This is a genomic window from Micromonospora sp. PLK6-60, from assembly GCF_019890675.1.
Classification (GTDB): Bacteria; Actinomycetota; Actinomycetes; order Mycobacteriales; family Micromonosporaceae; genus Micromonospora.
Genome location: NZ_JAIOAA010000001.1, coordinates 556,535 through 576,106, shown reverse-complemented (window position 1 = coordinate 576,106; position 19,572 = coordinate 556,535). Strand labels below are relative to the sequence as shown.

General features: G+C 73.5%; 10 protein-coding genes. 5 read left to right on the top strand and 5 right to left on the bottom strand.

Going from position 1 to position 19,572, the window contains the following annotated elements; all coding sequences use genetic code 11:
- Positions 1 to 263 precede the first annotated feature (263 nt).
- Together K7640_RS02365 and K7640_RS02360 are read left to right on the top strand one after the other, a co-directional pair.
- Entirely contained in the window at positions 264 to 1,913 is a 1,650-nt protein-coding gene (locus tag K7640_RS02365) for an ABC transporter ATP-binding protein (RefSeq protein ID WP_222953133.1), read from the top strand.
- Positions 1,910 to 3,673 carry an ABC transporter ATP-binding protein gene (locus K7640_RS02360; RefSeq protein ID WP_222952970.1) on the top strand — a complete coding sequence of 588 codons (1,764 nt, stop codon included), beginning with the start codon at positions 1,910 to 1,912 and terminating at the stop codon, positions 3,671 to 3,673. Before K7640_RS02365 ends, K7640_RS02360 begins: the two co-directional genes overlap by 4 nt.
- 11 nt (positions 3,674 to 3,684) lie before the next feature.
- On the opposite strand, the gene K7640_RS02355 is transcribed toward K7640_RS02360, so the two are convergent.
- Positions 3,685 to 4,641 (bottom strand): FAD-dependent oxidoreductase, encoded by a 957-nt coding sequence (locus K7640_RS02355; RefSeq protein ID WP_222952969.1) that lies wholly within the window; start codon positions 4,639 to 4,641, stop codon positions 3,685 to 3,687.
- Positions 4,642 to 4,788: 147 nt separating this feature from the next.
- Here K7640_RS02355 and K7640_RS02350 point away from each other — a divergent pair, with 147 nt between their 5' ends.
- Entirely contained in the window at positions 4,789 to 6,771 is a 1,983-nt protein-coding gene (locus K7640_RS02350; RefSeq protein WP_222952968.1) for a copper resistance protein CopC, read from the top strand.
- A gap of 53 nt (positions 6,772 to 6,824) precedes the next feature.
- On the opposite strand, the gene K7640_RS02345 is transcribed toward K7640_RS02350, so the two are convergent.
- Positions 6,825 to 8,285 carry a PepSY domain-containing protein gene (locus K7640_RS02345; protein ID WP_222952967.1) on the bottom strand — a complete coding sequence of 487 codons (1,461 nt, stop codon included), beginning with the start codon at positions 8,283 to 8,285 and terminating at the stop codon, positions 6,825 to 6,827.
- 469 nt (positions 8,286 to 8,754) lie between these two features.
- Here K7640_RS02345 and K7640_RS02340 point away from each other — a divergent pair, with 469 nt between their 5' ends.
- On the top strand, positions 8,755 to 11,010 hold the full coding sequence (locus K7640_RS02340; RefSeq protein ID WP_222952966.1) for an alpha-L-fucosidase: 2,256 nt from the start codon (positions 8,755 to 8,757) through the stop codon (positions 11,008 to 11,010).
- Positions 11,011 to 11,061: 51 nt separating this feature from the next.
- On the opposite strand, the gene K7640_RS02335 is transcribed toward K7640_RS02340, so the two are convergent.
- Positions 11,062 to 11,754, bottom strand: coding sequence for a FadR/GntR family transcriptional regulator (locus K7640_RS02335; protein WP_222952965.1), 693 nt, complete (start codon positions 11,752 to 11,754; stop codon positions 11,062 to 11,064).
- 862 nt (positions 11,755 to 12,616) lie between these two features.
- Between K7640_RS02335 and K7640_RS02330 the strand changes: the two genes are divergently transcribed.
- Entirely contained in the window at positions 12,617 to 15,613 is a 2,997-nt protein-coding gene (locus tag K7640_RS02330) for a glycoside hydrolase N-terminal domain-containing protein (protein WP_222952964.1), read from the top strand.
- 113 nt (positions 15,614 to 15,726) lie between these two features.
- On the opposite strand, the gene K7640_RS02325 is transcribed toward K7640_RS02330, so the two are convergent.
- Positions 15,727 to 17,538 (bottom strand): family 43 glycosylhydrolase, encoded by a 1,812-nt coding sequence (locus K7640_RS02325; protein ID WP_222952963.1) that lies wholly within the window; start codon positions 17,536 to 17,538, stop codon positions 15,727 to 15,729.
- A 93-nt stretch (positions 17,539 to 17,631) separates the two neighbouring features.
- On the bottom strand, positions 17,632 to 19,284 hold the full coding sequence (locus K7640_RS02320; RefSeq protein ID WP_222952962.1) for a glycoside hydrolase family 27 protein: 1,653 nt from the start codon (positions 19,282 to 19,284) through the stop codon (positions 17,632 to 17,634).
- Between the last annotated feature and the right edge of the window lie 288 nt (positions 19,285 to 19,572).

The window sequence follows — 19,572 nt, the reverse complement described above, 5'->3', positions numbered from 1 at the left end:
GGCGCGGCCGCCGCCCGCCCGGTTCCGGGCACCGACCTGGCCTGGCTGGCCGACGGCTACGCCGCCGTGACCGTGGTCCGCGCGCTGGGGATCTGCCCGAGGTGCGGGTGCCCACCGACGGGTGAAACCGGGCGGTGCGCCGGCGGGGCGGTCGGTAGCCTGGCCCGGTGCCCCCGCAGCTCCCCCTTCCCGAGCCCGGCGAGCCGGACACCAGCGGGCCGCTGCGGTACCTCTGGTGGCTGGTCCGCTGCCAGCCGTGGCGGGTGCTGCGCGGCAGCCTGATCGGCAGCGCCTGGATGCTCGGGTTGTCCGTCCGGCCGTACCTCGTCGCCCGCGCCATCGACGACGGGCTGCGCCCCGGCGACCACCGGGCGCTGCTGTGGTGGGTGGCCGCGATCGTCGTCGCCGGGGTGGCTCTGGCATACCTGGGCATCATGCGGCACCGTACGATGACGTTCGTCCGGGAGGACGCGTCGGTCCGCTCCGCGGCCGTGCTGCTGCGCCACCTGTCCCGGGTCGGTGCGGTGCTGCCGCGCCGGCTCGCCGCCGGTGAGGTCGCCACCGTCGGCGGCGTCGACATCACCCACACCTCGGCGGTGCTGACCGTGACCGGGCCCGGCGTGGGGGCGGTCCTCGCGTACGGGTTCGTCGCCGTGGTCCTCTGGTCGGTCTCCCCGCTGCTGGCCTTGTTCGTGCTGCTCGGCGTGCCCGCCGTGGTGCTCGTCGTCGCGCCGCTGCTGCGCCGGCTGGAACGGGCCGAGTCGGTCTACCGGCAGCAGCAGGGCCTGCTCACCACCCGGGCCGGGGACATCGTGGCCGGGCTGCGTGTGCTCGCCGGGGTCGGCGGGCGCGGCCTGTTCGCCGACCGGTACGCGGCCCGTTCGCGCACGTTGCTGGCCGAGGGCTACCGGGTCGGCGCGGTGAACAGCTGGATCGAGGCGCTGACCATCGCCGTGCCGGGGCTCTTCCTGGCCGCCGTGGTGTGGTTGGCGGCCCGGATGGCCGCGGCCGGTGACATCACCATCGGGCAGCTGGTCGCCGTCTACGGGTACGTGGCGGTCCTCGTCGTGCCGGTGTGGTTCCTGCTGGAGGGCGGTCACCAGCTGATCCGCGGCCGGGTCGCGGCCCGGCGGATCATCGGTGTGCTCGACGTGGCCCCCGACCACGCCGCGCCGCCGGCCGGCACCGGCGCCCCGGTGGCCCCGCCACGGCGTCCGGCCGACCTGCACGACCCGGCCACCGGGCTGACCGTGCCGGCGGGGCGGCTGCTCGCCGTCGCCGCCGACGACCCGGCCGCGGCCGGCGCGCTGGCCGACCGCCTCGGCCGTTTCGTCGCCAGCGACGTGACCTGGGGCGGTGTCCCGCTGGCCGGTGTTCCGCTCGACGACGTGCGGTCCCGGATCCTCGTCGCCGACCACGACTCCTACCTGTTCGCCGGGACGCTGCGGGAGATGCTGTCCACCCGCGCCGGCACCGGGGACGCCGAGATCGCCGCCGCCCTGCGTACGGCCTCGGCCGAGGACGTCGTCGACGCCCTGCCCGACGGGCTCGACACGCCGATCGGCGCCCGCGCCCGCACGCTCTCCGGCGGGCAGCGGCAGCGCGTGCGCCTCGCCCGGGCCCTGCTCGCCGAACCGGAGGTGCTGCTCCTGCTCGAACCGACCTCGGCCGTGGACGCGCACACCGAGGGGCGTATCGCGCGGCGACTGCGGGCGGCGCGCGCCGGGCGGACCACCGTCGTGCTGACCACCTCGCCGCTGCTGCTCGACCGCGCGGACACCGTGGCGTACCTCGCCGACGGCCGGGTCGTGGCCACCGGCACCCACGTCGAGCTGCTCGCACGGGACCGGGGCTACCGGGCGCTGGTGTCCCGCGACGATGTGCCCGCCGGCGTCGACGGGGCGCGCGGATGACCGGCCTGCCCGTCGCCGACCGGACGGCGGTGCGCCGGGCGGCCCGGGACCTGATCGCCCGGGACCGCCGCGCGGTCGCCGGCATGCTGGTGCTGCACGGCGCCGCCGCGGTCGCCGGGCTCGCCCCGCCGTGGCTGCTCGGCCGGATCGTGGACGAGGTCACCGCCGGCGCCGGCGCCGCCACCGTGGACCGGCTGGCCCTCGCCATCGCTTGCTGCGTGCTGGCCCAGGGCCTGCTCGTCCGGTACGCCCGGTACGCCGGCCACCGGCTGGGTGAGCGGGCCATCGCCCGGCTGCGCGAGCGGTTCGTGTCGCGGGCGCTGGACCTGCCGGTCTCCGTCGTCGAGCGGGCCGGCACCGGTGACCTCGCCACCCGCAGCTCGGTCGACGTGACGACCGTCGGCACCACGGTCCGGGACGTGCTGCCCGTCATCGTCATCGCCGCCACCCAGCTGCTGCTGCTGTTCGGCGCGATCTTCCTGCTGCACCCGCTGCTCGGCCTGGTCGCCCTGGCCGGGCTGCCGTCGATCGCCGCGGTCACCCGCTGGTACCTGCGCCGCGCCCGGCCGGCGTACCTCGCCGAGGGGGCGGCGACCGCCGAGCTGACCGAGGCGCTGACCACCACCGCGGAGGGCGCCCGCACCGTCGAGGCGCTGCGCCTCGACGGCGACCGCGTCGCGTACGGCCGGCGGCGCATCCGCCGGGTGTGGGAGGCCCGCCGGGCCACCCTGGCGCTGCGGTCGGTCTTCTTCCCGGTGGTGGAGGCAAGCTACCCGCTGCCGATCGCCGCGGTGCTGCTCACCGGTGGTTTCCTGCTGGCCGACGGCACGGTGACGCTCGGCGCGGTGGTGGCCGCCGCGCTCTATCTCCAGCAGGCGGTCGACCCGATGGACCAGCTGCTCCAGCAGGTGGAGCAGGCGCAACGCGGGTTGGCCTCGTTCGCCCGGGTGGTCGGCGTGGGCCAGCCGGCGCCGGACCGCGCCGGCCCGGCCGCGCCGGCGGTGCCCGAGCCGCGCGGTGGGAAGGCCCAGCGGCTCGTGGTGCGCGGCGCGCGATACTCCTACGGCGACGGTCCCGACGTGCTGCACGGCATCGACCTCGAGGTACGCCCCGGCGAGCGGCTCGCCGTCGTCGGCCCCTCGGGCGCCGGGAAGTCCACCCTCGCCCGGCTGCTCGCCGGCATCGACGCGCCCCGCGAGGGCGTGGTCAGCGTCGACGGTCGCCCGGTCACCGACCTGGACCCGGCGCAGCGGCGCCGCCGGATCGCCCTGGTCACGCAGGAACACCACGTCTTCATCGGCTCGCTGCGCGACAACCTCGCCTTCGCCGCGCCCGGCGCGACCGACGAGCAGATGCGCGCCGCGCTGGCGGCGGTGGGCGCGGACTGGTATGAGGGCCTGCCGCAGGGCCTGGACACCCCGGTCGGCGACGGTGGGCGCGAACTGGCCGCCGCCGACGCCCAGCAGCTCGCGCTGGCCCGGGTCGTGCTGGCCGACCCGCACACGCTGATCCTCGACGAGGCCACCGCCGCGCTCGACCCGACCACCGCCCGGCGTACCGAGCGGTCGCTCGCCGCCGTGGTCACCGGGCGCACCGTCATCGCCATCGCGCACCGGCTCAACACCGCCCACGACGCCGACCGGGTGACGGTGCTGGAGGACGGCCGGATCACCGAGCTCGGCAGCCACGACGAGCTGGTGCGCGCCGGGGGCGCCTACGCCGCCCTGTGGCGCTCCTGGCACGGCGGGACCGGCCGCTGACCGGCGCCCGGTCAACCGCCCAGGGCCAGCTCCGCCACCTCGGCGGCGCACCCCCAGGACAGGGTCACCCCGGCCCCGCCGTGGCCGTACGCGTGCACCAGCCGGCCGCCGGGCGGGCCCGCCGGGTCCACCTCGACCCGCGGGCCGCCGTGGCGGGCCGGCCGCAGCCCGATCCGCTCGCCGCGCACCGGGGCCGCCGCCAGCTCCGGCACCAGCGCGACACAGCGGCGCCGGATCGCCGCCGCCGTGTCCGGGTCGGGCGCGGTGTGCGCCACCCCCGGCTGGTACGTGCCGCCGAGCACCACGTCGTGCCGGCGCGGGTGCACGTAGGTGATCCCGGCCGGGTCGTCCTCGTCGCGGACGGAGACGGTCAGGCCCGGGTTGGCCACCAGCACCACGTGTCCGCGCACCGGGTGCACGGCCGGGTCGGCGGCGAGCCGCCCGGCGGCCAGGCCGGTGGCGTTGACAAGCGTCGGCGCGGTGTCGAACGCGTCGGCCAGCCGACGCACCCGGCGGCGCAGCAGCTGGCCGCCGCCGGCCGTCAGCCGCTGCCGCAGCCAGGCCAGGTAGGGCGTCATCTCCACGGTGGGCGCGGTGAACCGCAGCTGCCCGGTGTACGGCGGCGGGGCCGGCTCCGCCACCAGGTCCGGGCACGCCGGCGCCCACCACGGCGGCCCGGCGTGCGGCCGGCGCAGCAGCATCCGGGTCGGCCGTTCGACCACCCCCGGCACCCCGGCGGCGGCCTGGCGGCCCAGCTCGGCGCGGGTCTCCCAGGCCCAGCGCAGCACCCGGGGGTCCTCGTCGGTGTGGCTCGGATACCAGACGGCGGCGGCCACCGTGGACACCGTGTCCGCCGGGTCGTCGGCCGCCAGCACGGTCACCCGCGCCCCGCGTGCCTGGAGGGCCAGCGCCGCGGTCATCCCGACGACGCCACCGCCGACGACCACCACGTCCGCCGCTGCCGTCACCGTCCCTCCCTCCGTCTGGCGCCCGATGGCACAAAGGCTTCCGGGCCCCGGCCCGGATGATAAGTCCGCGCGTCACAGAACTTTTATCATCTGAATAAAAAGATGCCGATGCCTTGATTAAAACTCGACGCCCGGGAGGATGCTCTGATGCGTCGTCTCTCTCCGGCTCCCGGGCGCGCCGTCGCGGGCCTGTTCGCCGTCGTGCTCGCCTGCGCGGTCGCCGTCCTCGGGCTCGCCCCGCCCGCGGCGGCGCACGGCACCCTGGCGATGTCCACCCCGGCCGAGGGGGCCACGGTGGACCGGCCGCTGACGGCGGTGGAGCTCTACTTCACCGAGCAGGTCGCCGGCAACGCCTACTTCACCGTCACCGCGCCGGGCGGCGGCCGGGTCGACAACGGCTGGGCGCACGGGTCACCCAAGCCGCTGGCCCAGCCCGTCCGGGAATACTTCCTGGTCGACGGGAAGTTCGAGCCGCGCGAGTACGCGACGGGCTTCCCGGCGGTGGTCACCGTGGCGCACCTGCCGGCGGTGGGGGAGTACTCGGTGACGTACCTGTCGGTGGCCTCGGACGGCGAGGCGGTGCGCGGCACGATGAAGTTCCGCTACACCGGGCCGGTGACGGCGGCGCCGCAGGGCTGGCAGCCGCCGACCAACCAGCCGGACCCGGCGCTGGTGGCCGCCGCCGACCAGCACGCGGACGCCGGGCACGGCTCCGGTGGGCAGTCCGCGGCGGCGCCCCCGCCGGTGGCGTCCCCGGTGTCGTCGGCCCCGCCCGCGCCGGCCGCCGCGCCGACGGCCCGGACCGACGACGGTGGGCCCGGCTGGCTCGCCTGGTCCGGGTGGCTGGTGGCCGCCGCCGCGGCGGCCGGTGTCGTCGGCTGGCGCCGCCGCACCGCCCCGGCGGGCCGGACCACCGGCCGGCCCCGCGGCCCGGCGGGGACCGCCCGCCCGCGCGGCGGCGGAACCCGGGCCGGAGGCGGAACGGGGGCGGCCGGCGCCCGGAGCGGCGGCAAGGGACGCTCGACCACCCTCGCGGCGGCGCGCAAGCGCGGCGCGCCGGTCACCGCGCGGACGGCCGCCCCGGCCGGAGAGCCGGACGCGTCGGCCCGCACCGCGACGGTCGACGAGCCGCCGCCGGCGGCCGGCTCCTCGCCCCCGTCCGGTGCGGACGACGGACCGCCCGGGCGTCGGCTGAGCGACGTGCGGCTCGCGCTGGTCGTCGGCGGGGTGGTGGTGGCCCTGGTGGCCGGCTTCGGGCTCGGCCGGGTCGGCGCCGCCAACGGGAGCACCGCCGCCGGCACACCGACCCCGCCGGCAGCCACCAGCGGGCCGGCCGCCGGTGCGGCGGTGGGGGCCGGACACCAGCACGCGGCGGGCGCCGGCGCGCACACCCACCCGGGTGACGGCGGCGCGGACCAGACGCAGCCGGCCGGGACGACGGTCAGCGCCGCCGGGTACACCCTGGAGCCGCAGCGGCGGTCCCAGCCGGCCGGGGCGGGTGTGGACTACCGGTTCCGGATCGTCGGGGCCGACCGCCAGGCGGCGACCCGGTTCACCGTCGTCCACGACAAGCCGCTGCACCTGATCGTGGTGGGCCGCGACCTGAGCGGCTACCAGCACCTGCACCCCACCATGGCCGCCGACGGGACGTGGAGCGTCCCGCTGCGGCTGGCCCGGGCCGGCACCTACCGTGTCTACGCCGACTTCTCGGTGACCACGGCCGAGGGCAGCGCGTTGCCGCTGGTCCTGGGCGTCGACCACCACGTGCCGGGCGCGCACGCCCCGGCGGAACTGCCGCCGCCGCAGCCGCAGGCGCGCACCGGGCCGTTCACGGTGGCGTTGGACGGCACGCCCACCGTCGGCGTGTCCGTGCCGCTGCTGTTCCGGGTGGGCCGCACCGGCCCGGCCGGCCCGGTGCCGCTGGAGCGCTACCTGGGCGCGTACGGGCATCTGGTCGTGGTGCGGGAAGGGGATCTCGGCTACGTGCACGTGCACCCGGAGCCGGAACTGGTCGACGGCGCGGTCAAGGTCTGGCTGACCGCGCCGAGCGCCGGCCGGTACCGGGCGTTCTTCGACTTCCAGGTCGACGGGACGGTGCACACCGCGTCGTACACGCTCGACCTGAGCTGAGCGGGCCCGGGTCCGGGCTCGACCGATCCGGGGGATCGGCCGAGCCCGGCGGGTCAGCGGCCGGCCGGAGCGGGGCTGACCGGGACGGCCGGCCGGCGTCGCCGCACCGCCCCCACCACGAGGTCGATGACCAGGAAGCCGAGCAGCGGGCCGCCGAACCAGGGCAGCGCCCAGCCCACGGCGGCGGTCAGCGGCACACCGAGCAGCAACGCCCAGCGCGGCAGCCCGCGCAGGCCGCCGCGATCCGGTGCGGCGCCGAGCGGGGCGCGGCGGTCGGCGCGGGTGGGACGGCGCTGCCACCACATCCGGTAGCCCCAGACGACGACGCAGAGCAGGCCGAGGGCGAGGGCGGCGAGCAGGATCTGGTTGACCGGCCCCAGGAGCTGACCCATGTGGGCCTGGACGCCGAGTTTGCTGAGCTTCGCCAGCATCGGCCAGTCGGCGAAGTCGCTGCGGGCCGTGACGTCGCCGGTGGCCGGATCCACCGCGATCCGGTCGTAGCCGACCGGCCAGGTGTTGTCGATCTGGGCCACCAGCCAGGCGGTGCCGGCCTGCTCCGCCGCGGCGATCTCCACTGGGCCGGACAGGCCGGCGTCGCGGGCCACCGCCAGCACCCGGTCGTACGTCGCCGGGTCCGCCGCCGCCCCGGTCGGCGTGCCGCCGTGCTGGTGCGGGCCGCCCTCTCCGGCGGGCGGGCCGGCGAGGGCGGTGGAGATCTCCGGGGTGCCGGCCCGCAGGGCGTCGAGGCCCTCGCCGAAGTGGGCCCCGGCGTAGCGGGACCAGGTCAGGCCGGTGGCGGAGAGGAAGAGCAGGCCGACGGCGAGCCAGACCCCGGTGGTCGCGTGCCAGCCGCGGGTACGGCGTACGCCCCGGCCGGCGGAGAGGTCCGGCACGAACAGGTGCGCCAACCGGCGGCGGGCCGGTCCGCGCCGTCGCCACCACAGCACCAGTCCGCCCAGCGCCACCACCCACAGCCAGCTCGCGGCGATCTCGGAGTAGTGCCGGCCGAGGTCGCCCAGGTGCAGGTTGCGGTGCAGGTCGTCGAGCCAGGTGGTGGCCGGCGTCGAGCCCCACCAGGTGGTGAGCTGTCCGGTGACCCGCGCGGTGTACGGGTCGACGTAGACGGTGTGCTGCCGGTCGCCCAGCTCGGGTTGGGCGAAGACGACGCGGGTGGTCCGCTCGTCGGTGCCCGGTTGCACGGCGGCCAGCGCGCCGTCGGGGTGCGTCGCCCGCGCGGCGGCGATCTGCTCGGCCAGCGGGCGCGGCTGGTCGCCGGTGCGGGCGGTGGTGAGCGTGTCGCCGTAGCGGACCTGGTCCAGTTGCGGGGTGACGGTGTATGCCAGGCCGGTCAGGGCGGCCACGACGAGGAAGGGGGCGACCAGCACGCCGGCGTAGAAGTGCAGGCGCAGCAGCAGGGCCGCCAGCGCCGACGAACGCCGTGCCGGCCGGGCGGGTTCGGTGGCGGGCGCGGTGGGGTCCGGCGGCAGTTCGCCGGACAGCTCAGTGACAGACATGGTGATCCGATCCGTGTTCCGGCGCGTGGCGCGGGCGTTGACGTGGGCACGACCTTCTCGGCTCCGCGTCGGTGCGGACCCTCGTACCGCTCTCAGGTGACGTAGTCGGGTCGTTGGGCCGGGAAGTTCCCGGCTGAGCCCGCCGATTCGGATCGGCCGCGGTCTCCGGGTCAGGCGCTGGCGCGGTGCCGTGCAGGCCGCTGGCAACTTCAAACTGGTCGATGTTAGCGTTCCCATATGGTCCCGCGCGCTCGTCCCGCGCAGCCTGCCCTGGCCGGTGGGCCGGCTCATTCGTCTGATGTGTGGCGCCGAGCTGCGGGCGCTCCTCGCCGGAATCCCGCCCAGCGGCGCGTGGTCTGGCCCAGCCAAGGCATTGACGTTATGCGATGGAAGCGCTTAACGTCTGATGTATCGGGCGCCTGAGCTACCCCACCACCCCACCCACCACCGTGTTCCGGAAGGGATCGCCATGTCCCGTCCCCCGCTCACCCGACGCTCGCTGCTGGCCGCCATCGGCGCCGGTGGCGCCGCGGCAGCCGTCGGCGGCCTCCTGCGTCCCCTGCCCGTCCGTGCCGCCATCCCCGGACCGTCCAGCTATGCCGAGACGTGGGCGTCGGTGGGGCAGCACCCCGCCGCGGCGGAATGGTTCCAGGACGCCAAGTTCGGCATCTACTACCACTGGGGCGTGTTCAGCGTCCCGGCGTTCGCCAACGAGTGGTACCCGCGCAACATGTACAACCCGGGCTCGAACGAGAACAACCACCACCGCAACACGTACGGCGATCCGTCGGTCTGGCCGTACCACAACTTCATCAACGGGGCGAACGACCGGTCGGGCCGGTTCGTGCAGTTCGCGCCCCGGCTGCGCTCGGCCGGCGGCAACTTCGACCCGGCCGACTGGGCGCAGTTGTTCGTCGACGCCGGCGCCCGGTTCGCCGGCCCGGTGGCCGAGCACCACGACGGCTTCTCCATGTGGAACAGCCAGGTCAACGAGTGGAACTCGGTGGCCCGTGGGCCGCGGCTGGACCTGTTGCGGCTGCACACCGACGCGATCCGGGCCCGGGGCCTGAAGGTCTTCGTCGCCATGCACCACGCCTTCAACTTCACCGGCTTCTACCAGTGGGCGCCGCAACAGTCCGATCCGAGCCTGCGCAAGCTCTACGGCCAACTGGGCACCGCCGCCCAGGAGCAGCTCTGGTTCGACAAGCTGCGGGAGGTCATCGACCAGGCCCAGCCGGACGTCATCTGGCAGGACTTCGACCTGGCCCGGATCAGCGAGGCGCAGCGCCTGCGGTTCCTGGCGTACTACTACAACCGCGCGGTGGCCTGGGACAAGGAGGTCGTCGCCACCTACAAGGACGGCCTGGAGCGCGGCGGCACGGTCTACGACTACGAACGAGGCGGCCCCGCCGCGCTGCGCGAGCCCTACTGGCTCACCGACGACAGCATCAGCAGCTCCAGCTGGTGCTACACCACCGGGATCGGCTACTACTCGGTCAACCAGATGCTGCACTCGCTCATCGACCGGGTCAGCAAGAACGGCAACATGGTGCTCAACATCGCGCCGATGGCGGACGGCACCATTCCCGCCGGGCAGCGCACCGTCCTGCTCGGCATGGGCGACTACCTGCGGCGCTTCGGCGAGTCCGTCTACGCCACCCGGGCCTGGACGACCCACGGCGAGGGGCCGACCCAGATGGGCGGCGGATCCTTCACCCAGCCGCGCGCGGGCACCGCCCAGGACATCCGGTTCACCCGCAGCAAGAACAACCAGGTGCTGTACGCCACCGTCCTCGGCTGGCCGGGCAGCTCGTTGACCATCACCACGCTGTCGTCGAGCCGGATCAACCTCAGCTCGCTGGCCGGCGTGCAACTGCTCGACTCCACTCCCGGCGGCTACGTCAACCTGCCGAACCGTACCCAGGACGCCGGCGGGCTGCGGATCACCATGCCGTCGGCCGGCGCGCCGTTCAGCGCCTCCGCGTACGTGGTGAAGCTGACCTTCACCGGGCCGATCCCCACGCTCGGCGGCGGGGCCACGGTCTCGGCGCCGGTCAGCGTCTATCAGAACACCGGCTACGACGGCGGGGCCAACCTGTCGGTCGGCAGCTACACCGCCGCGCAGTTGCAGTCGGCCGGCATCGGCCTGCGGACCATCTCGTCGGTCCGGGTCACCGCGGGTCACCAGCTCATCGGCTACGCCAACGACAACTTCAGCGGCACCAGCTGGACCTTCAACAGCGACAACGCCGACCTGCGCAACACCGGCAACAACGACGCCATCGCCTCGCTGCGGGTGACCTTCAACCCGGCGACGTACCAGCGGATCACCAACGTGACGAACGGACTCGCCCTGGACAGTGGCGGCAACGTCGCCGCCGGGTCGCCGCTCAAGCAGTGGAGCTGGGACAGCAGCAGCAACCTGCAGTGGCAGGTCGTCGACCTGGGCAACGGGTACCACCGGATCGTCAACCGCACCAACGGCATGGTCGTGGACGGCTACGGCCTGACCGGCAACGGCGCCGCCGCCCAGCAGGCCCCGTGGAACGGCGGCAACAACCAACAGTGGCAGCTCACCGACCAGGGCAACCGGCGCTACCGGATCGCCAACCGGACGACCGGGCTGGTGCTCGACGGCGGCGGCCAGGTCGCCTCCGGCTCCCCGGTCAAGCAGTGGAGCTGGGACGGCAGCACCAACCTGCTCTGGACCATCACCGCAGCGTGAGCCGTCGGCGCGCGGCGCCGTGATCCCCCGGGGTCGCGGCGCCGCGCGGTCTCAGGTCTCCGCCGTCGCGGCGAGCACCGTACGCAGCCACGCCTCGGAGGTGTTGACGTGCATCAGGGCGCTGGCCTGGGCGAGCAGCTGGTCGCGCGAGCGCAGCGCGAGATAGATGGCGTGGTGCTCGTCGATCGTCTTGTGCGCCGCGTTGCCCTCGATCAGCCCGCGCCACACCCGGGCCCGCAGCGTACGGCCGGACAGCCCGTCCAGCAGTGAGGTCAGCGTCTCGTTGCCGGTGGCGGCGATGACGGTGTGGTGGAACGCGGTGTCGAACTGGATCAGCTTCTCGGCGTCGTCGGCCGCCGCCCGCATGTCCGCCAGGATCTGGCCGAGCTCCTCCAACTGGGCGTCGGTCATCCGCAGCGCCGCCAGGCCGGTCGCCACCGGTTCCAGCATCCGGCGCACCTCCATGACCTCCAGCAGGGTGTCGCCGCGCAGCAACTCGACCGCGACGCCCAGCCCCTCCAGCAGCAGCCGCGGCGCCAGGCTGGTGACGTACGTGCCGTCGCCACGTCGCACGTCGAGCACCCGCGCCGACTCGAGCACCTTGACGGCCTCCCGGACCCCGCTGCGCGACAGTCCCATCTGCGCGGCCAACTGCGGCTCCGGTGGCAGTCGCGCGCCCGGCGGCAGCTCGCCGCTGGAGATCATGCTGCGGATCTTGGCGATCGCGTCGTCGGTCAGTGCCATCCACGCCCCCTTCGGACCGGCCCTCCGTGCGCCGTCGACGGGGGACCGCCGCTCGCGGCGCCGCCGACGGCCGTCACCACTATAGATACGTCCGACGTTTGCCGCCCTGGCGGTTTCCGCGCGGGTCCGACCCGCGTCGGGCGGGCGCGGGTCCGCACCGCAGCGGGTGATGCCGGGTGGCCCTGCCCCGGCCCGGTTCGGCGACACCTGCCGGGGTCCGGTCCGGTCGCCGCCGCGCCTTGCGATGTTATCGATAACATTATATCTTTCGAGGCAGGAGCCGACGTCACCCGCCGTGCTCCGCACGGGCGTCGACCGCTGCCGGCCGACCTCGGCGGCACGGTCGTGGCGGGTGATTCTCTGGCGGGCGTTGGGCGGCCCGCCGCCGGTCCGACGCGGCCGGTCGAGCCGGGCGTCCCGCGACGCCCGACCGACGCGGCTGCGCGCGGCCGGAAAACGCCGGCGGCCGGCCCGTGACGGCGGATGTCCGGGGGCGACCCGGCACGGGAAGTCGCCCCCGGACATCCGTCTCGATCCCGCCTCTACATCAGACAAATCGCGGGTGGCCTGCCCGTGACCGACGCCCGCCGCCGGGCCGGACGCCGGTCGCTGGCGGGCCCTTCAGGCTGCGTGTTTTCCCAGCTAAACACCGATAGGCGGGCGCACAGACGGCATCGCTATCGACCATTGCCTATCTTGTCGTGTCGGAGTAACGTTCGCGAAACACATCAGACGTCTGCGGTCCATGGGCTGCCGGCGGCCCGGCCGAGCGACGCCCCTTTCCGGCACCGAGCGACCCGGCGTGTCGGCTGCTCACCGCCCGCTTCGCCGGCGGCCGGACCGGTCACCACCTGGAGGAGCGATGTCAGACCTGACCCGACGGCAGGCCCTCAAGATCGGCGCGGCCGGCGCCGGGGGCGCCATGCTGCCACTGCCGTGGACCGCCGTGGCCCGTGCGGGATCGGCGGCACCACCACAGGTGCTCGCCGCCGACGATCTGGCGCTCTGGTACAACGGCGCCGCCGGCACCGACTGGCTGCGCGCCCTGCCGATCGGCAACGGCCGGCTCGGTGCCATGGTGTTCGGCAACGCGGACACCGAGCGCCTCCAGCTCAACGAGGACACCGTGTGGGCCGGCGGGCCGCACGAGCCCAGCAACCCGCGCGGGCTGGGGGCGCTGGCCGAGATCCGCCGGCTGGTCTTCGCCAACCAGTGGACCCAGGCCCAGGACCTGATCAACCAGAACATGCTCGGCAACCCGGTCGGGCAGCTCGCCTACCAGACCGTGGGCAACCTCCGGTTGGCCTTCCCCGCCCCCGGCACCACGTCGCAGTACAACCGGCAGCTCGACCTGACCACCGCCACCACCTCCGTGACGTACGTGGCGAACGGCGTCCGCTACCAGCGCGAGGTGTTCGCCAGCGCGCCGGACCAGGTGATCGCGATGCGGCTGACCGCCGACCGGGCCAACTCGATCAGCTTCACCGCCACCTTCGACAGCCCGCAACGCACCACGGTGTCCAGCCCGGACGGCACCACGATCGCCCTCGACGGCGTCTCCGGCAACCAGGAGGGCGTCACCGGGGCCGTCCGCTTCCACGTGCTGGCCAACGCCACGGTCAGCGGCGGCACGGTGAGCAGTTCCGGCGGTACGTTGCGGGTCACCAACGCCACCAGCGTGACCCTGCTGGTCTCCATCGGCTCGAGCTACGTCAACTACCGCAACGTGGGCGGGGATTACCAGGGCATCGCCCGGCGGCACCTCACCGCGGCGCGGGCCAGCAGCTACGACCAGCTGCGCAGCCGGCACGTGGCCGACTACCAGGCGCTGTTCGGGCGGGTCAGCCTCGACCTCGGGCGCACCTCCGCCGCGGACCAGCCGACCGACGTACGGATCGCCCAGCACAACAGCGTCAACGACCCGCAGTTCTCGGCCCTGCTCTTCCAGTTCGGCCGGTACCTGCTCATCTCCTCCTCGCGGCCCGGCACCCAGCCGGCCAACCTCCAGGGCATCTGGAACGACTCGCTCACCCCCTCCTGGGATTCGAAGTACACGATCAACGCCAACCTGCCGATGAACTACTGGCCGGCCAACACCACAAACCTGGCCGAGTGCCACGGCCCGGTTTTCGACATGATCAGGGACCTCTCGGTCGCCGGCGCCCGCACCGCCCAGGTGCAGTACGGCGCCGGCGGCTGGGTGACCCACCACAACACCGACGCCTGGCGGGCCACCTCGGTGGTCGACGGGGCGTTCTGGGGGATGTGGCAGACCGGCGGCGCCTGGCTGGCCACCATGATCTGGGACCACTACCTGTTCAACGGCGACATCGAGTTCCTGCGCGCCAACTACCCGGCGATGAAGGGCGCCGCGCAGTTCTTCCTCGACACGCTGGTCACCGAGCCCGCCCTCGGCTACCTGGTCACCAACCCGTCGAACTCGCCCGAGCTCGGCCACCACGCGAACGCCAGCGTGTGCGCCGGCCCCACCATGGACAACCAGATCCTGCGCGACCTGTTCGACGGGTGCGCCCGGGCCAGCGAGATCCTCAACACCGACGCCACCTTCCGGGCCCAGGTGCGGGCCACCCGGGACCGGCTCGCGCCGATGAAGGTCGGCTCGCGCGGCAACATCCAGGAGTGGCTCTACGACTGGGTGGAGACCGAGCGCAACCACCGGCACGTCTCGCACCTGTACGGGCTGGCGCCCAGCAACCAGATCACCAAGCGCGGCACCCCGCAGCTGTTCGAGGCCGCCCGGCGGACCCTGGAACTGCGCGGTGACGACGGCACCGGCTGGTCCCTGGCCTGGAAGATCAATTTCTGGGCCCGGATGGAGGAGGGTAAACGCGCCCACGACCTCATCCGCTACCTCGCCACCACCGCCCGGCTCGCCCCGAACATGTTCGACCTGCACCCACCGTTCCAGATCGACGGCAACTTCGGCGCCACCGCCGGCATCGCCGAGATGCTGGTGCAGAGCCACGCCGGCGAGGTGCACGTGCTGCCGGCCCTGCCGCCGGCCTGGCCCAGCGGGCGGGTGAGCGGCCTGCGCGCCCGCGGCGGGCACACCGTCGACATCACCTGGAGCAACGGTCAGGCCAGCGAGGTGCTCGTACGGGCGGACCGTGGCGGCACCGTGCGGCTGCGCGGCCGGATCTTCGCCGGCACCCCCACCGTGGTGGACACCACCGACGGCACGACCGCCCGGACCACCCGGATCGAGAGCGACCTCATCGAGCTCACGGCGCAGGCCGGGCGCACCTACCGGGCCACCGCCGGGGCCAGCACCACGCCGACCCTGGAGCAGAGCTTCACCAACGTCAGCACCACCAACGACACCAACACCGGCGCCGGTAACTTCGACGGCGGCGGGGCCACCCTGTCCGCGCAGGCCCTGGCGGCGGCCGGCGTCACCCCGGGCAGCACCGTGAGCCGCAACGGGGTGAACTTCCGCTGGCCCGCCGTCGCCGCGGGCGGCGCCGACAACGCCATCGCCTCCGGGCAGTCGATAAGCGTGACCGGCTCCGGCCGTACGCTCGGCTTCCTGGCGACCGGCACCTACGGCGCCGTGTCGGGCACCGCGGCGGTGGTCTACGCCGACGGCACCCGCCAGACGTTCACCCTCGCCACCCCCGACTGGTACGGCGGACCGCACGCCGGCGGGACCGCCGCCATCGTGACGGCGTACCAGAACCGGCCGAACAACCAGCGCACGAACGTGGCGGCCTGCGTCTACTACGTGGGCGTGGCGTTGCAGAGCAAGCAGGTGGTCCGGGTCGAGCTGCCGAACATCAGCGCCCGGGCGGCGTCCGGCGTGCCGACCATGCACGTCTTCGCCATCGCGATCGGGGCCTGATCGCGCGGGTCGGCGCCGGAGACCTCCGGCGCCGACCGGCTCAGCCGAGCAAGCTGTTAACAAGGGGCCCCTGCTATGCAGAATGCGTTAACAGGGGCCCCTTCCTTGCACGGTCAGGAGCGGGACCACTGCATGCTGGTCGCGGTGCCGCAGGTGCGCTGCTCCAGGGCGGCGCCGGCGGTGGTGGAACCGCCGACCACGTTGAGGCACTTGTTGCTGTTGACGTTGACCAGCTGGTAGTAGTCGCCGCCGGCCGACTGCCACCGGAACGCCTGGTTGAGCCCGTCGTGGCAGGTGTACTGGACCAGCTGCGCACCGTCGGCGGTGGAGGCGTTCACCACGTCGGCGCACTTGCCGCTGTGCACGCTCTGCAGCCGCACGGTGCCGTTGCCGGCGTCCAGGAAGCGCCACTGCTGCCAGGCGTTGCCGTTGCTGGTCCACTGGCCGATCACCGCGAGGTTGTCCAGGTTGGGCTGCTGGACGTCCATCACCTGACCGCTGTTGCGGTTGGTGATCCGGTACGCCGGCGTGGTGGTGCCGCCGCCCCCGGTGAACTGCCACCAGTTGACGTTGAACAGGCTGCCGCTGCCGCCGGTGAAGCGCAGGTACAGGTCCCGGGTGCCGGTGGCGCCGCTCACCGGGCAGGTGGTGGTCGTCCAGTTCTGCCAGCCGCCGGTGCCGCCGACGGTGCAGGTGCCCACCAGCGGGCCGCTCGTGCCGTCCAGCCGTACCTCGATCCGGCCGCCGCTGGACGCGGAGGCCACCCGGGCGGAGAAGGAGGTGGCGCCGGTGCCGAAGGCGACCCCCTTGACCTTGAGGTAGTCGCCGTTGTCGATCCAGCCGACGTTCAGGCCGCCCTCGCTGGCCGGCTCGGTCTCGATGCCGGACCCCCAGGCGATCGTCTCGGCCTCCTGCCGCACGTACGGGTTGAGCGTGCCGACCTGCGGGGCGCCGGCGGTGGTCATGTTGATCGTGGGGATGGTGCCGTCGGCGTTGTAGCTGAACTTCTCCACCGCCACCGAGCGGGTGTAGCCGCCGCCGCCGGGCAGTGCCCCGTTGTGGTAGAAGAAGTAGGACCCGCCGTTGAAGTCGACGACCCCGGGGTGGTTGGTGAAGCTGCCGCCCTGCCGGGGCATGACCGTCCCCCGGTAGGTCCACGGGCCGGTGGGGCCGGGCGCGGTGGAGTAGCCGATGAACTCCGAGCAGCACTCCGCGGCGAACACGTTGTAGTAGAGCCCGTTGCGCTTGTAGACCCAGGGGCCCTCCTCGTAGAGGGTCGGGCGGCTCGCGTTGCCGGTGCGGGTGCCGAACCCGGCGGTGGTGAGCGGGATCTGGGTCGGGCCGCCGGAGTACGAGATCATGTCGGTGTTCAGCCGCACGTACCAGAGGTTGGGGTTGCCCCAGTAGAGGTACGCCTGCCCGTTGTCGTCGATGAAGGCGTGCGGGTCGATCTCGCCGTTCTCGACCAGCGGCCGGCCGATGGCGTCCCGGAACGGGCCGGTGGGGCTGCTGGACACGCCGACCCCGATGGCCATCCGGCCGGTCGCCCGGTTCTTCACCGGCACGTACCAGTAGAAGTTGCCGTTGCGGTAGACGACCTGGCCGGCCCACGCGTCGGCGCTGGCCCAGCTGAACGTGGCCAGGTTCATCGGTACGCCGTGGTCGGTCCAGTTCACCATGTCGGCGGAGGAGAACACCCGCCACTCGCGCATGGTGAAGTACGTCGAGTTGTCCTCGTCGTGTCCGGTGTAGACGTACACCCGCCCGTTGTGCACCAGCGGTGCCGGGTCGGCGGTGTAGATGTGCTGGACGATCGGGTTGTCGGCGCGCGCCACGCCCGGCAGCAGGCCGACGGCGCAGAGCAGGGCCGCGACCACGGCGACGAGGCGTCGCGGTCGGGAGCGGATGGGGACTGGCAGCTTCACGACTACCCCCAGGAGGGTCGGACGGTGGTGGGAGGTGGCGGGGATGACCGGAAGCCGGCCATCCCCGCCTGCGGTGCGGTGGGTGGCTGCCGGTCAGGCCCGGCTCCACCGCTGGTTGGTGTTGCCGTGGCAGGACCACACGATCACCGCGGTGCCGTTCGCCGTGCCCGCGTTGTTGACGTCGACGCAGAGCGAGGGGAAGCGGACGTTGCTGATCGTGCCGTTGCCGTTGAAGGTCCACTGCTGGTTGGTGCCGCCGTTGCAGTCCCAGATCTGCACCCGGCTGCCGTTGGCGGCGTTGGTCGGCACCTCCAGGCACTTGCCGAGGATCCGCAGCGTCTGGCCGTTCTGGCTGATCTGCTGGTTGGGGTTGCTGTGGCAGTCCCAGATGAGGGTGCCGGTGCCGTTGGCGGTGTTGGAGTTGTCCAGGTCGAGGCAGCGCCCGGAGGATTCGCTGCGCAGCCGGAAGGTGCTCGGCGGCGGGGGCTCGGTGGTGCCGCCGCCGCTGACCCGGTACACCACCGTGCCGTGCGCCGGCACGCTGGCGCTGATCGCCCCGCTGGTGGTGCTGGTGCCGTTGGTCCACGCGTCCCGCAGCGTGAACGAGCTGCCGCTCTTGCCGATCGCCGCCGCCGTGGTGGAGACCGTCGTGGTCGAGCTGCCCTGGTTGAACAGGGCGACCGCGACGTCGCCGTTGGCCAGCGGCTTGGCCAGCACCCGCCGGGTGCCGTCGTTGGACACCTGGACCGCCTGGCGGCCCAGGGTGTCCTGGTTGATGGCGATGAGCTGCTGGTTGCGCAGGATGGTCAGCGTCTCCGCGTTGGCCGAGCGCACGTCGTTGCCCATCATCAGCGGCGCCGCCATGATCGCCCAGAGCGCGAAGTGGCTGCGCATCTCGGTGTCGGTCATGCCGCCCCGGCCGACCTCCAGCATGTCCGGGTCGTTGAACGCGCCCGGCGCGGCGTAGCCGGCCAGCGGCACGTTGACGTTGACGATGTTCTGGATGCCCATCGGGTAGCCGTTTGTCTGGCCGGTGTTCCACGCGTTGGTGATGTCCTCGGTGGTCCGCCACAGGTTCGCCACGTCGCCCCAGTTGCGCTGCGGCCCGGTCTTCTCGTGCACGCTGTTCGGGTTGATGCTGTAGACGATGGGCCGCCCGGTGGCGGCCAGCGCGTCGCGCATGATGCCGAACCTGGCCACCTGCTCGTTGATGGTCCCGGTGGGGGAGCACCAGTCGTACTTCAGGTAGTCCACGCCCCAGGCGGCGAACGAGCGGGCGTCCTGGTATTCGTGGTTGAGGCTACCGGTGGCGCCGGGGAACGAGTTGAAGTACTGCGCGCAGGTCTTGTCCAGCGGTCCCTGGTAGATGCCGAACAGCAGTCCCTTGGAGTGCAGGTAGTCGCCGAGCGCCTTCATCCCGCTCGGGAACCGCTGCGGGTGCGCCTGGAGGTTGCCCTGCGCGTCGCGGTTCGGGTCGAACCAGCAGTCGTCGACGACGACGTACTTGTATCCCAGGTCGCGCAGGCCCTGGTTGACGATGCTGTCGGCCATCTGCCGGATCAGTGTCTCGTTGATGTTGCAGCCGAAGGTGTTCCAGGTGTTCCAGCCCATCGGCGGGGTGCGGGCGACGCCGTTGTTCAACGCCTGTGCCGGGCTCGGTGCGACGACCACGCCGGTGACGGCCGACGCGAGCGTCACCGCCAGGGCCGCCACTACGGCCGTGAGCCATCTTCTCGGTCTACGCACGGTTCCTCCTTGCCGGAGCGGTGGGGGCGTCGGTGGGCTGCCACCGGCCGTCGGTACGGCGGGGGCGGTGCCGGTCGGTGTCGCCCCGTCGGCCGTGCGGCCCGGCTTCCGGCCGGTCCCGGTGGTGGCCACCCGATCGGCGGCGGTTCGCCGGTGGCGGTCGGGGGCCCCGATGTCCACATGGTCGGGGTTCGACAGCCGCGAGGGCTGCCCGGTGGCCGACGCGATGTGTCGGCCATGTTATCGATGACATCAACAAATGTAAATTGAGGCCGATCGCGATCCACC

Excerpts from the sequence above, each read along its gene's own strand:
- K7640_RS02360 (WP_222952970.1), top strand. The coding sequence starts at position 1,910 with ATGACCGGCCTGCCCGTCGCCGACCGGACGGCGGTGCGCCGGGCGGCC.
- K7640_RS02350 (WP_222952968.1), top strand. The coding sequence starts at position 4,789 with ATGCGTCGTCTCTCTCCGGCTCCCGGGCGCGCCGTCGCGGGCCTGTTC.
- K7640_RS02345 (WP_222952967.1), bottom strand. The coding sequence starts at position 8,285 with ATGTCTGTCACTGAGCTGTCCGGCGAACTGCCGCCGGACCCCACCGCG.
- K7640_RS02340 (WP_222952966.1), top strand. The coding sequence starts at position 8,755 with ATGTCCCGTCCCCCGCTCACCCGACGCTCGCTGCTGGCCGCCATCGGC.
- K7640_RS02335 (WP_222952965.1), bottom strand. The coding sequence starts at position 11,754 with ATGGCACTGACCGACGACGCGATCGCCAAGATCCGCAGCATGATCTCC.
- K7640_RS02330 (WP_222952964.1), top strand. The coding sequence starts at position 12,617 with ATGTCAGACCTGACCCGACGGCAGGCCCTCAAGATCGGCGCGGCCGGC.